Here is a 14,333-nt window from a genome sequence, read left to right on the forward strand (position 1 = left end):
GGAGCTTCAACATGATAAAAACAAGAACAGGACAAGTCATAGAATCAAACGCAAAACAGAATAAGCTTCTGAAAAAGCTCTACGGGAACGTTTTCGGCAGAGTGCTGCTGAAAATACTGACAGCTCCCGCAATATCAAGAGCTGCGGGCAGCTTTATGGACTCACGTCCCTCAAAGCTGCTTATCAAGCCTTTTATAAAGCGCAGCGGCATCGACACCTCACAGTACATGATGAACGGCTTCCGTTCGTATAACGACTTCTTCACCCGTGTGGTGAAGCCCGGCAAGCGCCCCATAGACCGCACTCCCACACATCTGATAAGCCCCTGCGACTCAAAGCTGACAGTGCATAAGATAGGCAAAAACAGCATATTCCGCATAAAGGGCTCACGGTACAGAGTCAGCGACCTCTTGCAGAACGAGTTCCTTGCGAACCGCTTCGGCGGCGGCTATTGTCTTATCTTCCGCCTTGAAGTGGACGACTACCACCGCTACTGCTATATCGACGACGGCACAAAATCCGACAATACTTTTATAGAGGGAGAGCTCCACACCGTGAATCCCATAGCTCTCGAAAGATACAACATCTATAAGCGCAACTGCCGCGAGTACACCGTGCTCCACACCGAGAACTTCGGTGACGTAGTACAGGTAGAGGTGGGAGCTATGCTGGTGGGACGGATAGTCAACCACCACGGGGAGACCTCTTTCCGCAGAGGCGACGAAAAGGGAAAATTCGAGTTCGGCGGCTCTACTATAGTAATGCTCTTCGGCAAAGACACCATAAGCATTGACGAGGATATTCTCCGCAACTCCGCAGAGGGCATCGAGACTGTGGTGAAATACGGAGAAAAAATAGGAAAAAAAGCATAAGAACAAAGCCTTACAGGAGATAAACATGAAAAAAGCCATAATATTTTTGCTTTGTGCAGCAATGCTGGGCACAGTGAGCTGCATGGAGAAGAAAAAGCCGGAATCAAAGTCAAAGGTAATATACTACGACGATAACGGCAACCCCATAGATCCTAAAAACAGCACGCCTGTGCCTACAGAGCCTACAACTCCGCCGCCCACTGCTCCCGAGGGAACCTTCGACGTGGAGGTAGTACGCCAGAATATCTATATCAAGGGTCAGCTGGTACAGCTGCCGAAAAAGCTGGCGGACTTCCCCATAGGCTGGACATATGAATTTTACGACCGCAAGGACTACAGCCTCGAAGAGGGCAGCGGCATGGCTAAGATGTTCTACTGCGGCGAGGAAATGGGCACTGTCATGCTGGAGAACTGCTATGACGGCAAAGAGGACGAGAGTGTTGCCTACAGCATAGCCACTCGTGAAGCAGACAGCAATATCTACGGTATAACTCCCCACGTTTCCACCATTGAGGACGTAAAGAACCACATCGGCGAGCCCGATGAGGAGGAAAACACCGAGCGCCCGTTCATGCATACTTTCACCTACGGAATCTCTCAGGGCGAGGACGAAAACGGTGTGCTCCGCGCGAATATGCTCAACGTTTCCTTTGACGAGGACGGTGTTGTGGACTTCGTGAGCGTTTATTACTCAAAAGTACAGTAAAAAGGGCGGATACCGCCCTTTTTTCATTGAGTAGAAAGCAGAGAGCAGTAGGGACGGTGACTCCCTGTACTACAGGGAGTCACCGTCCCCTACAATTATTTGAGAAAAATTTCAGGCAAGCCCTTGACAAAAGAGAAAAGATGTAGTATAATGTGTAAAGTGATTTTGCATTACACCTAAAAGAGGTACGCGAAAAATGGCTAAGGAATTAAAATTCGTCATGCTCCTCGACTGCTACGGAGACCTGCTCACCGAGCACCAGCGCAGTATCATGGAGCTGTATTACTGCGAGGATCTTTCCCTTGCGGAAATAGGTCAGCCGCTGGACATCACCAGACAGGCTGTGCGCAGTATCATAAAGCGTACCGAGGATATACTCCTCAACTATGAGGAAAAGCTGGGCTTCGCCGAAAGGCTCGGAAAAATGCGGGAGTGCTTTCACAGTATCGAAGCTGCCGCAGAGCATATCACCGACGAAGAAACAAGAAATATCATACTCTCCGAGACCGCTAAGGGCGGAGAGCTCCTATAAAATATACGAAGGAGGCTCGTCATGGCATTTGAAGGACTTTCCGAAAAACTGAATAACGTCTTCAAAAAGCTCAAATCAAGAGGCAAGCTCACAGAGTCCGATGTTAAAGAGGCTATGCGCGAGGTCCGTCTCGCACTCCTCGAAGCCGACGTAAGCTACAAGGTCGTAAAGGACTTCGTAAAGAGCGTTACCGAAAGAGCTGTGGGCGAAGAAGTTCTGGCAAGCCTTACTCCTGCTCAGCAGGTAATAAAGATAGTTAACGAAGAGCTGGTATCCCTCATGGGCAACAGCAATTCAAGAATAAATATGGCGTCGAAGCCTCCCACGGTAATCATGATGTGCGGACTTCAGGGTTCAGGTAAGACCACCCACGCCGCAAAGCTTGCGAAGCTCCTCAAAAAAGAGGGTCACCGTCCTCTGCTGGCAGCCTGCGATATCTACAGACCTGCGGCTATAAATCAGTTACAGGTAGTGGGCGCTAAGGCTGACGTAAAGGTATTTGAAATGGGTCAGATCAACCCCGTGGAAATTGCGAAAAAGGCTCTTGCCTACGCCAAGGACTACGGCCACGATATCCTCATCATAGATACCGCAGGACGTCTCCACATAGATGAAGCTCTCATGGAAGAGCTTGTAAACATCAAGGCTGAAACTCAGCCTGACGAGATAATGCTTGTCGTAGACGCTATGACAGGTCAGGACGCTGTAAATGTAGCCAAGGCATTTGACGACGCTGTGGGCATCACAGGCGTGCTTATGTCAAAGCTGGATTCAGATACAAGAGGCGGTGCGGCTCTGTCCGTACTCTCAGTTACAGGTAAGCCTATCAAGTTCGTTGGTATGGGCGAAAAGCTTGACGATTTCGAGCAGTTCCACCCAGAGCGAATGGCTTCCAGAATACTCGGCATGGGCGATGTGCTCACTCTCATCGAGAAAGCTGAGAACGTCATGTCCCAGAAGGACGCCGAAAAGCTCACTAAGAAGTTCAAGGAGAACAAGTTCGATATGGACGACCTCCTTGACCAGATGAAGCAGATAAAGCGCATGGGCTCAATGAAATCAATACTGGGTATGCTCCCGGGTGTAGGAGACAAGCTCAAGGACGCCGACATCGACGACAGCCAGCTTAACAGGATAGAGGCTATGATAACCTCTATGACCAAGGCTGAACGCGCTAAGCCCTCTATCATCAATCCCTCACGCAAAAAGCGTATCGCAGCGGGCTCGGGTACTAAGGTAGAGGAAGTCAACAGACTGCTGAAGCAGTTCGACCAGATGCAGAAGATGATGAAGCAGTTCACAGGCAAGTCGGGCAAGATGTCACTGCGCAAGGCAAGAAAGAACCTTGCAGGCATGAACTTCGACAAGCTCACAGGCAAGGGCGGCGGCAATCTGCCGTTCTGACAAACGCTTTCAATGCGGTCTCCCGCCGCTTGAATATACAATTCTTTTTATGGAGGTGAATACAATGGCAGTAAAGATCAGACTCAGAAGAATGGGTGCTAAGAAGGCTCCTTTCTATCGTGTAGTAGTTGCTGATTCAAGATACCCAAGAGACGGTCGTTTCGTTGAGGAGATCGGTTTCTATGATCCTACTAAGGAGCCATCAGTTGTTAAGATCGACGCTGATAAGGCTAAGGACTGGATCGCTAAGGGTGCACAGCCTACTGATACAGTAAAGGCTCTCCTTAAGAAAGAAGGAGTTCTTTGATTCAAAAGCTTAATGGAGGAGGAGAGGCTCAAGCGTCTCTGCCTCTGTCCCCAAGCTTTACGGAGGTTATTACAATGAAAGATTTACTTTATGCTATCGCAGCAGGCCTCGTAGAAGACAAGTCCGCTATCAATATTACCGAGGACGCACCCGACGAAGAGGGCGTTATCGTTTTCCACCTTAACGTTGCTCCCGACGATATGGGCAGAGTTATCGGTAAGCAGGGCAGGATCGCAAAGGCCCTCCGTACTATCATGCGCGCAGGCGCAGCTAAGAAGGACCAGAAGGTCTCTGTTACGATCGAATAAGTATCATAAGCTCCCATTTGGGAGCTTTTTTGTAAGCTGTGCCAGCTTGACCCCAGCCACGTTGTCGCTTGTTTCACGCGCTCACTCTCATCAAAAACGATACTCTGCTTTCGCTTATGGCACAAATATTGAAATAAACATGAAACCGTATGTAGGGGGGCGATGCCTACATCGCCCCGTGAGACACGTAATTATTTTTGCGGGCTGATGTGGGTGACTCCCTACAGTGTAGGGAGATGTCCGTAGGACAGAGGGTACGGGTGCCTGTTAGGCATCAGCCCCTACAGTCAGTCATTTAAAATTTTACAGGAATCGACGGGCGCCCAAAGGGCGCCCCTACAAATACTATGCACTGATCACTAATAACTAACCACTTGCGGACGCGCAGCGGGCGGCTGTATATTGCAAAAATTGCTCACATTTGTCTTTTTTTGCTTACTTTATGTATACTACTTGACACGATAGGTTATAGAGTATATAATGTATAACGGTATTGGTCCAGACAAGACACATATCAAAAAAGCTTTAAAGCTTATATACCCTCTCTTTAAAAGCCCATGCAGCGCAGCATGGGCTTTTTTCTTTCCCCTGAATAGGCAATTTGACGGCAGGGCAATAATATTTTGCTGTAAAAACCGCATTTTTTGCAATATTAACTCCAAAATATTACGGACTATGTAGAAAATATATAGTTCTCATTGACAATTTGTCCAAATAATGATACAATTATTATGCATAGATATAGATAATCTGTTATTTTGTTAAAATAACAGACAGAAGGGTGATATTAAAATTTATGGAACAGCTCCCCCTCGGACTGTCCCAAAAAGGAGTTGGAAAGGAATGAAACTTAAATCCACCAGAAAATTTCTCTCCGTTTTCCTCTCAGCGTGTATGGCACTGCCTCTTGTTACAGGCGGAGCTCCCATACCCAGACTGACGGCAGAGAATACTGCGGCGGCAGCCGAGTACCCACACGATGATGACCTTGTACTGCGCTATACCACTCAGGCAGGCAACGTCAACACCGACAACGCATTCAACAACAACGAGTCGTTCTACAAGGCGCTGCCTCTCGGAAACGGACGCATAGGCGCCATGGTATACGGAAACTGCCCCAACGAGCTCATCGATATCAACGAGTGTACCGTGTGGAGCTCAGGTCCCGGCAATAACAACAAGGAGGGCGGCGCCAACCACATCAAGGAGATACAGGACCTCATCAAGAACGGCAAGTACAACGACGCCAACGGTCTCGTTGGACGCTATCTCATTGGCGGCGGCGAGGCAAAGTACCAGAAGGTGGGCGCTCTCAGGCTCAATCTCGGTCACGAGAATGTGTTGGACTACCAGCGTACCCTCGATATGAACGACGCTGTTGCACGTACTACATATACCTGCGGCGGCAAGAAATATACACGCGAGACCTTTGTAAGCTATCCCGATCAGGTCATGGTAACACGTATAACCTGCGACAGTGCAGGCTCCGTATCTCTTACGGCAGGCTATGACGGACTTCTCAACGGCGGCGTAACTACCGACGGAAACGATACCCTTATCGCCAACGGTCACGCCGACGAGGATCTGTGGATCAAGGGCGCAGTCTACTACTCCTCGCGGAGCAAGGTCATTCCCGACGGCGGTACTATCAGCGCAGGCAACGGCAGAGTAAACGTATCGGGCGCAAACTCCGTGCTCATACTCACATCTGTCCGCACCAATTTCGTGGACTACAAGACCTGCAACGGCGACGAAAAGGGCGATGCCGCCGCTGATATAAAAAAGGCTGAGAGCCTTGACTTCGACACTCTCTACGCTCACCATATAGCCGATTATCAGGAGCTCTTCAAGCGCGTGGACGTGGAGCTGGGCGGCGATACATCGGCTATCATAAATAAGACCACTCCTCAGCGCATATCTGAGTTCGGCACGTCAAACGACCCCAAAATGGCAGAAACTCTCTTCCAGTACGGAAGATACCTTATGATAAGCGCCTCCCGCGACGCTCAGCCCATGAACTTACAGGGCATCTGGAACAAGTATTCCTCGCCTGCATGGGGCAGCAAGATGACCTCCAATATCAATTATGAAATGAATTACTGGCCTGCATTCACCACCAACCTTGCGGAGTGCTTCGAGCCATTCGTGGAGAAGTCCAAGGGACTGGCAGAGGCTGGAAACCTGACTGCAAGGACAAACTACGGCATACAGGACGGCTGGGTGCTCCACCACAACACCGACCTCTGGAACAGGACGGGCGCTATCGACGGCGCGTGGGGACAGTGGCCGACCGGCGGCGCGTGGGTATCAAATATGCTCTATGACGCCTACCGCTTCAATCAGGACGAGGAATACCTCGCCGATATATACCCCGTTATCAAGGGCAGCGCACAGTTTCTCAACTCCCTTATGACGACCGCTAAGATAAACGGTCAGGAGTACGCGGTGATAAGCCCAAGTACCTCTCCAGAAATAAATCTCCCCGCTTATCCCGACGACTGCATAGACCAGAGCATCACCATGGATAACGGCATTGCCCGTGAGCTCTTCAAGGACGTGGCGGAGGCTTCCGAGATACTGGGTAAGGACGAGGAGCTGCGCAGTCAGCTCAACGGCAAGCTCACAAATATACGTCCCGAGACCATAGGCAAATGGGGACAGATGCAGGAATGGGCTCAGGACTGGGACAACAAGAACGAAAAGCACCGCCATATTTCCCATATGTATGCCCTTTATCCCGGCTTTGAGATAACTCCCTCAGACAATCCCACCACTGCAAAGGCAGCTTCCGTATCGCTGAATGCGAGAGGCGACGACGGTACGGGCTGGTCTGAGGCTTGGAAGCTGAACTGCTGGGCAAGACTTGAAGACGGCGAGCACGCATATAACCTTGTAAAGCTCCTCATTTCTCCTGTTGGCAGAAGCGGACGGCTTTACGATAACCTGTGGGACGCTCACCCGCCATTCCAGATAGACGGAAACTTCGGCTTCACATCGGGCGTTGCGGAAATGCTCCTGCAAAGCCAGAACGACGTTATAAGCCTGCTCCCTGCACTTCCCAAGGCATGGTCAACAGGTCACGCAAACGGTCTCTGCGCACGCGGAAACTTTGAAGTTACCGAGATGTACTGGAAGAACGGCAGACTTGAAAAAGCCACTATACTCTCCAAGTCGGGCGGCACCTGTACAGTCAAGTACGGCGGTACTGTTGTAAGCTTCGACACAGAAGCTGGCAAGGAGTATAAGCTCAGCGGCGAGCTCCAGCTCGAAGGCTCGGCAGATATGCTCCAGAATCTGGCTATAGGCAAGGACGTGATCTCATCGGGCTCAGAAAGCGGCGAGAACGCAGCTCTGGCAGTTGACGGCGATGACAGCACAAAGTGGTGTCATATCGACGGTCTCAGCGGCGAGTGGATACAGGTAGATCTTGGCGAAAGCTACGATATACAGCGCTGGAACGCTAAATTTGCAGGCGTACAGGAGGATATAAAGTACAATCCCCGTGATTTCGTTATACAGGCAAGCGCCGACGGCAAGAGCTGGACGGATATCGCAAAGGTATACGGCAACACAAAGAGCTCCTGCGGACGGAATACCGAGGGTATCTCCGCAAGATACGTAAGACTTGAAATGCTCACCTCCACCCAGAACAACGAGGGAGGCGCAAGGCTCTACGAGCTTGAGGTATGGGGCAGAGACGACAAGCCGCCTGTGCCAAAGACGGCATTCAAGACCTACGGTGCAAGCGCTTATAACTTCAAGTACGGCGATATCCGCAAGGACGACAGCGGCAATACAGCTATCGGCTATATCACCGACGGCTCATACGTAGTTTTCCGCAATCTGGACTTCGAGAGCGGCGCAGAGGGCTTCCGTGCAAATACGGCAAGTGCTACCGAGGGCGGCACTATCGAGATACGCCTTGATTCCTACGACGGCGAGCTCATAGGCGAGTGTCCTGTATCGGGCACCGACGACTGGGCTGAATATGTGGAGACCGACTGCAAGACCAAGCTGTGCACAGGCGCTCACGACGTTTACCTTGTATTCAGAGGCGATGACGGCTACCTGTTCAACGTTGAGGACTTCGGCTTCTACGGTATCAAGGGCGACGTAAACGGCGACCGTGTTGTGGACATATTCGACATGGTGCGCTACAGAAAGGCGCTCACCGAGGAGATAACTCTCATCGGACTTGCACTTTCCAATGCAGATATGAACGCAGACAAGAAAAACAATGTAGCTGATATACTGCTCCTGCAAAAGCAGATACTCGGCAAGGCATAAAGAAAAGGGGCTGCCTGTGGCAGCCCCTTTTAATTCGGAATCGCAGAGACGCCCGTTGGGCGCCCGTACAGCTCAGTTATCTCTCATTGATTCAAGTATCTTCTTGCGGAACTCTACCATATCGAATATATCAACGTTTCCGTCACCGTTGAGGTCGGCGGACTTGGTCTGTTTCTCGTCCAGTGTGACCAAACCGTGGATATATCTGGATACCATTACAAGGTCAGCCACATTGAGGGCTCCGTCGCCGTTGAGGTCGCCGCCCTTGAAAACTGCGGTGCTGTCCAGCTCCTCGAACTTGATACCGTACATCTTGGCATAAGCCTCTGCGGTAGAGTCCTTATAGCCGTGGATGACAGTATCGGCTAAGACCTCCCCCGAGTCTGCTTTAAGCTCCTGTGCAGGTGTTCTTGTGATGCTGTTTGCACGGCCTGCTGTATTAAGTCCCTTTATTTTTGACTCATTGACCTCGATATGCTTTGCGGGGATAGTCTGATCGCCTGCGCATATCTCGCACTCTGGGTCATAGATGTATATATCCTTCATGTGATCTGCATTCTTGAAAGCGTCATAGTCAAGAACATGTGAGTAAACATAAGCGCTCTTGATATTGTTGCGTGGACTTACCAGTCCCCAGCCCATCTTTGTAACGCTCTTGGGGATAGATATTGCACCGCCTGCGGATATATTCGCAATACCCACAGTACCCTCCTTGGGAACTACCCTCGTCAGTGAGACCTCATTCGGGTCTGTGCCGACGCACCAGCCGTCTAAATATCCCAGACCGCCGTCATACTTCACAGTGGGAACACTATCGAAAGCGTTCTCACCGATATGATCTACACTTTCGGGTATCTTTATATCTGCAAGCTTACCGCAGCTCATGAAAGCATGGTCTCCGATAACATCGAGCTTTTCCGAGAGCTTTATGCTGCTGAGCTTGTAACAGCCGACAAAAGCACATCTGCCGATAGTTTCAACGCTGTCGGGGAGCTCTATGCTCTCAACGTTGTCAAGGCTGTAGAATGCAAAGTTGTCTATGGTCTTTACGCCGTCGGGAACGACTATCTTCTTGCCTGCGTATCTGGACGGCACCTTTATGAGCTTGGTCATGTCCTTGCTGTAGATGATGCCGTCAACGGAGGTGAGATAAGGGTTATCCTTGTCAACATCGTAATATGCGATATCGTCCTCGGCAGCGTCCACCTGCTGTCTGTAGCTCTCGGCAGTCTTCGGGATATGAACTGTATCCGACTTGCCCATAAATACCGATACCGTTTTTACGGGAGCGCCTTCGATAGTTTCAGCTATTGTGACTTCCTTCGCGCTGCTGCCATTAACACAGGCATAGGCGTCATTTTCGCTGTATTTCCAGTAAACTATTCCATTTTCTTTGTCTCTTATGATCTCGGGACCCACAACAGTGGAAGCAGGCTCGAAGGTATCGAATACTCTTCTGTATTTTAGTGCGTACTCCTCTGCGGTAGAACCCTCAAAGCCGCGGATAACCACATCATACTTAGCCTTGGCGCCTATCTTTATAGGAGCAGAGTATACCCTGCCCTCAACAGGCTGAGCTTTTGCGATGTCTTCAGCACTTGTTTCATAGCTTATTTTTTCATCAAGCTCAACGAGCTCCGTATTTATTGCCTTTTGTATCGAACTTGAAGCACTTCCTGATGAAGATACAGTTACTGTTTTGTGGGAAAGAATGTATTCTGTTGGCTTTTCTTCATCTTCTTCGTCGGGAGTATAATCCTTGTCAAGCTCAACATAATAAGGCATCAAAGCGTTCTTTGAATCTGCTATCTTGCAATTGGGATCATGTATATCATATTCCCTGATAGCTGTGCCGATAAAGCTTCTTTCTGGGATAGTATCGTTATAGAAGTCAACACGCTCTATCTGAGTATAACGTCCTAATCCGACAAATATTCCGTCAGCTAAATGCTTCATGGAAGCAGGTATACTGATAGTTTTCAGCTTGTTTCTGTTGCTGAACATTCCGCAGACTGTGCCGATAGTGCCCTCTTTGATCGTTCCGTCCACTACATCCTTTTCTGTGCCTACAGCCCAGTTGTCAACATACTTTATTCCGTTCTCGATCTTGACGCAGGCGGTATCCTTGAATACCTCCTCGTACATTTCCTCTAAGCTGTCAGGCAAATCGACGCTTTCAAGAGATGAACAGCCTGCAAAGGCATAGTAGGCGATAGCCTTGAGCTTCTGTGAGAAATTGACCTCAGTAAGACCACTGCAGCCCCAGAAAGCAGACGGGTAAATCTTTTCAACATTTGCGCCCATAGTTACCTTTTTAAGGTCGCGGCAGCAGGCAAGTGCGCCGCGGTCTATGCTGACAGTCTCGTCAGGGATTATCAGCTCGGTCTTGCCGCCTGCGTTAGGGCAGGCAACGAGCTCTTTCATGTCCTTTGTGTATATAACTCCGTCAACTGATGTGAAGAACTCGTTATCCTCGGGGACAGTTATCTCCTCAATGCCCTCTTCTGCAATGAATATCCAGTCAAAAACCGCGATATTCTTGGAAAGATTGATCTTTTTCAGGTTCTTGCAGTTCTGGAAAGGAGCGTCTGTCACCCCCACAACAGGCTTATCCTTATAGGTTTCGGGAACTGTGAATTCCTCCATGTCTGTATCGCTTACCTTTGTCAGCAGAGCGAAATCGTTATACACGGTATAGGTCATACCGTCAGCCTCGGCTGATGTATGCGAGCCGTCAAGGTCATAGCCGTTGACGATGTTGTGCTCGGGCTCGGCAGTCTCTTCAATATCGGCGCCTAAGACGATATTATTATCAGCAGCAACAGCAGGCATAGCTGCACAGAACGAGCCGCAGATAACGGACAGAGCTGCAAGTGCTGAGATGATCTTTTTCATAATTATAACCTCCTATATCTTTTATGCCATATGGCGGCAAAATCATACTATATATTATAACATATAGTGCTATTTATGTCAATAATATCTACGGTTTTTCGGAAAGAGGCTTACTCTCACTTGACATTTTGCCAAATTATGATATAATTAAATTGATTAGTAATTCGGGGCAAAACGCCTCATGTTTAGGATAATGGATTAAGGGATGGATAAATTATTAGATACTATCATGGAAAAGCTGCTCAGGGACGGCTTTGTCAGTGAAGATGAGGCAGAGCTCGTCCGCTTCGGGCTGGAGCTGAACATAATGAAGCTCCTTATATCTGCTGCCATGCTGGCAGCTGCTGTCGTATTCAAAAGTGCCCCTGCGGCACTCATCTTCATGGCAGCATATCCGCCCCTGCGCTCATGCTGCGGCGGATACCACGCCGGAACGCGCACGGGCTGTTTTATACTTTCCATGGCTGTGCTGAGCACGGTCATTGCTGCTTCCCGTTTCATGGTCAATGTGAGAGTTTCACTTATTACTGCGTTAGCTCTTACATTGGCAGGCGTACTTTTTATTGTATTGTTTGCTCCTGTGGATACCCCCAGCAAGCCCTTTGACGAAACAGAGCGCAGGGTATTCCGCAGGCGTTCACTCATAGCAGCCGCCTTGTCGGTACTGCTTTCGGCTGTACTTGCATTTTTCAGGCTTTATAAGCTTATGGCAGCTGCTTCCATAGCGGTATTCTTCACAGGGATAATGCTTGTGGCAGGCGTTGTCTCCAACAGGAAAGGAACATTGAAATGATCTCAATTGCTATATGCGACGACGATAAGGACGTTATCGCCCAGATCAAGAAGTGCATATCGGAATACAGCGTTTCCCACTCTGTAGAGTTCGACGTTCACAGCTTCAGCTGCGGCGAAAAGCTCCTCGAGACCGATATGAACTACGACCTTATCTTTCTCGATATTGAAATGAGCGGCATCGACGGACTAAAGACCGCTCAGATGATACGGCAGATAGACCGCCGTTCAAGGATAGTATACGTCACCAACCACTCGGAGTTCGCTCTGCGCAGCTATTCGGTACACCCATTCGACTTTGTGGTGAAGCCCTTTAAGGACGAAAGGATAGGGAATGTGCTGGACGAGCTCATTCGCTATCTCTCGGAAAATTCCGAAAAGGACGTGGTGATACAGCTAAAGGGCGAGGACGGCCCTCTGCTGCTGGCGCTGAAAAACATATACGTGTTTGAATATACGGGCAACCGCAGGATAACGGTATACACAAAGTCAGAGACTCACCGCATAAGAGGAAGCCTTTCGGATATATTCGCTCTGATCAATTCAGAGAGCTTCGTTTCTCCCCATAAAAGCTTCATAATAAACATGGAACACATAGATAAGCTCAACAACTTCACGCTATACACCACAAACGGTCTGGAAGTGCCGATCGCCCAGAAAAAGCTAAAGGATTTCCAGAACGAATTCAGCCGCTTCATCAAGCACTATATAAGACAGGAGTAAGCTATGTTTTTTGCAGCTAATTTTATTTCAGCGGTTGCGTTGTTCGTATTCGCATTCATTACCTTTGAAAAGATATATGAGCCAAGAAAACACCCAATGTTTTTACGGATAATATTTGTGGTTCTGGGCTCACTGGGACACGCTTTCATAAATTCTCTGACGATCCCCGTACTGAACGTTTCATGTTCGTATGTTTCACTGCTAATACTGACCATACTGTTCTACAAGCCGAAATACCTTAATTTCCTTATATATAATGCAATATTCTTTGTCATAATGATAATAATCGAGATGCTCTCGATGATAACCCTGTCATTTATACTGAATGTGTCAACGACGGCTATACAGGAAACACTCAATCTGTATATCGCAGGCTCGCTGCTGAGCTGGATAATCATGATAGCCGTTGCAAAATGCTTTATACTGTATATTTCCGAGGGCGGATTCAGCTCCATAAGAACACAGGAGATACTGATGTTCTTCGTGCTCATCATAGGCGAGATAGTTGTATTCCACTATATGTGCAAGTCAATAATGAAGACCAAGGCAGGCTACGGCATTGTCATCACACTTTTAATATTCCTTGCACTTGACCTGTATCTCACCTATCTCCTGCGAACTCTCTCAAAAGCCTATAAAACCGAAAGAGAGCTGGAGCTTGTATCTCAGCAGTCCGTACTTCAGCTGAAAGCCTATAACGAGCTCAATGAGAAATACAACGCTTCAAGGCGCGTAATACACGATGTCAAGAAGCACATCGCCTCCCTTGACGGACTTATAAACGCCAACAAGGCAGAGGAAGCCGAGCACTACAAGAACCTGCTCAACGCCGAGCTGGACAAGCTCATGCCCCGCTTTGAGTGCGATGACCCTATCCTTACGGTAGTTATCAACAATAAGCTGGATACTGCCGAATTAATGAACGTTGACTTCCGCGTGGACGCAGAGTTCACAGATATAGGCTTTATCTCAAGCCTTGACGTCACGGCTATATTCTCAAATCTTCTGGACAACGCCTTTGAAGCGTGCAGCGAGCTCCCCGAGGAGAAGCGCCGCGTGTGGCTGTCCATAACACGCCGAAACTACTTCGTTTTCATCTATCTGGAAAACAGCTTCGACAAGGTGTCCACCACAGCTAAAAACGAATTCAGGAGCACAAAGAAGAACCACCACGGAATAGGTCTTTCCAATATACGCAGCGCCTGCGAGAAATACAACGGAAGCTTCAACGCCCACGTTGAACACGACCTTTTCATTACAGAGCTGCTCATTCCCATACCCGACGACATTGAGAAAAAGCAGTCCGAAAAAGCTGAAATAAAGGCATCAGTCTGAACTTTTCGGGGTTTGGATTCTGATATACCGTTAAAGCTGAACAAAAATAATATTACCGTCAGAAAATAACCATTAAATTTGAACTATAAGGATAAAAATGCAAATAGGCGGCGTTTAGTGCAAAGCTATTGACTTTTATCGCTTCAGAAATATAATATAAATATAGGCCGTC

At 48.7% G+C, this 14,333-nt stretch carries 11 protein-coding genes; 10 read left to right on the forward strand and 1 reads right to left on the reverse strand.

The window, feature by feature from the left end:
• Positions 1 to 11 precede the first annotated feature (11 nt).
• From N774_RS0110395 to N774_RS0110425, 7 genes are all read left to right on the forward strand, one after another.
• Positions 12 to 872 (forward strand): phosphatidylserine decarboxylase, encoded by an 861-nt coding sequence (locus N774_RS0110395; RefSeq protein ID WP_024861187.1) that lies wholly within the window; start codon positions 12 to 14, stop codon positions 870 to 872.
• Positions 873 to 897: 25 nt separating this feature from the next.
• Complete coding sequence (locus N774_RS0110400) at positions 898 to 1,578, forward strand: hypothetical protein (protein ID WP_024861188.1); 681 nt, start codon at positions 898 to 900, stop codon at positions 1,576 to 1,578.
• 196 nt (positions 1,579 to 1,774) lie between these two features.
• Positions 1,775 to 2,110, forward strand: coding sequence for a YlxM family DNA-binding protein (ylxM, locus tag N774_RS0110405; RefSeq protein WP_024861189.1), 336 nt, complete (start codon positions 1,775 to 1,777; stop codon positions 2,108 to 2,110).
• A gap of 21 nt (positions 2,111 to 2,131) precedes the next feature.
• Positions 2,132 to 3,514: a signal recognition particle protein gene (ffh, locus tag N774_RS0110410; RefSeq protein ID WP_024861190.1), complete on the forward strand. Its 1,383-nt coding sequence runs from the start codon at positions 2,132 to 2,134 to the stop codon at positions 3,512 to 3,514.
• 64 nt (positions 3,515 to 3,578) lie between these two features.
• Entirely contained in the window at positions 3,579 to 3,821 is a 243-nt protein-coding gene (rpsP, locus tag N774_RS0110415; RefSeq protein ID WP_024861191.1) for a 30S ribosomal protein S16, read from the forward strand.
• A 74-nt stretch (positions 3,822 to 3,895) separates the two neighbouring features.
• Positions 3,896 to 4,129 carry a KH domain-containing protein gene (locus N774_RS0110420; protein WP_024861192.1) on the forward strand — a complete coding sequence of 78 codons (234 nt, stop codon included), beginning with the start codon at positions 3,896 to 3,898 and terminating at the stop codon, positions 4,127 to 4,129.
• Positions 4,130 to 4,972: 843 nt separating this feature from the next.
• Positions 4,973 to 8,416: a glycosyl hydrolase family 95 catalytic domain-containing protein gene (locus tag N774_RS0110425; protein WP_024861193.1), complete on the forward strand. Its 3,444-nt coding sequence runs from the start codon at positions 4,973 to 4,975 to the stop codon at positions 8,414 to 8,416.
• A 72-nt stretch (positions 8,417 to 8,488) separates the two neighbouring features.
• Here N774_RS0110425 and N774_RS0110430 read toward each other — a convergent pair whose 3' ends face one another.
• On the reverse strand, positions 8,489 to 11,311 hold the full coding sequence (locus tag N774_RS0110430) for a leucine-rich repeat protein (RefSeq protein ID WP_024861194.1): 2,823 nt from the start codon (positions 11,309 to 11,311) through the stop codon (positions 8,489 to 8,491).
• 205 nt (positions 11,312 to 11,516) lie between these two features.
• Between N774_RS0110430 and N774_RS0110435 the strand changes: the two genes are divergently transcribed.
• The 3 genes from N774_RS0110435 to N774_RS0110445 are packed head-to-tail and all read left to right on the forward strand — an operon-like array spanning position 11,517 to position 14,161.
• Positions 11,517 to 12,104, forward strand: coding sequence for an accessory gene regulator B family protein (locus N774_RS0110435; RefSeq protein ID WP_024861195.1), 588 nt, complete (start codon positions 11,517 to 11,519; stop codon positions 12,102 to 12,104).
• The gene (locus N774_RS0110440) at positions 12,101 to 12,826 is read left to right on the forward strand and encodes a LytR/AlgR family response regulator transcription factor (protein WP_024861196.1); all 726 of its coding nucleotides are present in this window, start codon (positions 12,101 to 12,103) and stop codon (positions 12,824 to 12,826) included. The genes N774_RS0110435 and N774_RS0110440 overlap by 4 nt, the downstream gene beginning before the upstream one ends.
• Before the next feature lie 3 nt (positions 12,827 to 12,829).
• On the forward strand, positions 12,830 to 14,161 hold the full coding sequence (locus N774_RS0110445; RefSeq protein WP_024861197.1) for a sensor histidine kinase: 1,332 nt from the start codon (positions 12,830 to 12,832) through the stop codon (positions 14,159 to 14,161).
• The last annotated feature ends 172 nt before the right edge of the window (positions 14,162 to 14,333 follow it).

The sequence above is a fragment of the Ruminococcus flavefaciens AE3010 genome (assembly GCF_000526795.1).
GTDB lineage: Bacteria > Bacillota > Clostridia > Oscillospirales > Ruminococcaceae > Ruminococcus > Ruminococcus flavefaciens_D.

Bases quoted from the DNA above. Each gene is read 5' to 3' on its own strand.
- N774_RS0110440 (WP_024861196.1), top strand. From the start codon at position 12,101: ATGATCTCAATTGCTATATGCGACGACGATAAGGACGTTATCGCCCAG.
- N774_RS0110435 (WP_024861195.1), top strand. From the start codon at position 11,517: ATGGATAAATTATTAGATACTATCATGGAAAAGCTGCTCAGGGACGGC.
- N774_RS0110425 (WP_024861193.1), top strand. From the start codon at position 4,973: ATGAAACTTAAATCCACCAGAAAATTTCTCTCCGTTTTCCTCTCAGCG.
- ffh (WP_024861190.1), top strand. From the start codon at position 2,132: ATGGCATTTGAAGGACTTTCCGAAAAACTGAATAACGTCTTCAAAAAG.
- N774_RS0110430 (WP_024861194.1), bottom strand. From the start codon at position 11,311: ATGAAAAAGATCATCTCAGCACTTGCAGCTCTGTCCGTTATCTGCGGC.
- N774_RS0110445 (WP_024861197.1), top strand. From the start codon at position 12,830: ATGTTTTTTGCAGCTAATTTTATTTCAGCGGTTGCGTTGTTCGTATTC.
- N774_RS0110420 (WP_024861192.1), top strand. From the start codon at position 3,896: ATGAAAGATTTACTTTATGCTATCGCAGCAGGCCTCGTAGAAGACAAG.
- rpsP (WP_024861191.1), top strand. From the start codon at position 3,579: ATGGCAGTAAAGATCAGACTCAGAAGAATGGGTGCTAAGAAGGCTCCT.
- ylxM (WP_024861189.1), top strand. From the start codon at position 1,775: ATGGCTAAGGAATTAAAATTCGTCATGCTCCTCGACTGCTACGGAGAC.
- N774_RS0110400 (WP_024861188.1), top strand. From the start codon at position 898: ATGAAAAAAGCCATAATATTTTTGCTTTGTGCAGCAATGCTGGGCACA.
- N774_RS0110395 (WP_024861187.1), top strand. From the start codon at position 12: ATGATAAAAACAAGAACAGGACAAGTCATAGAATCAAACGCAAAACAG.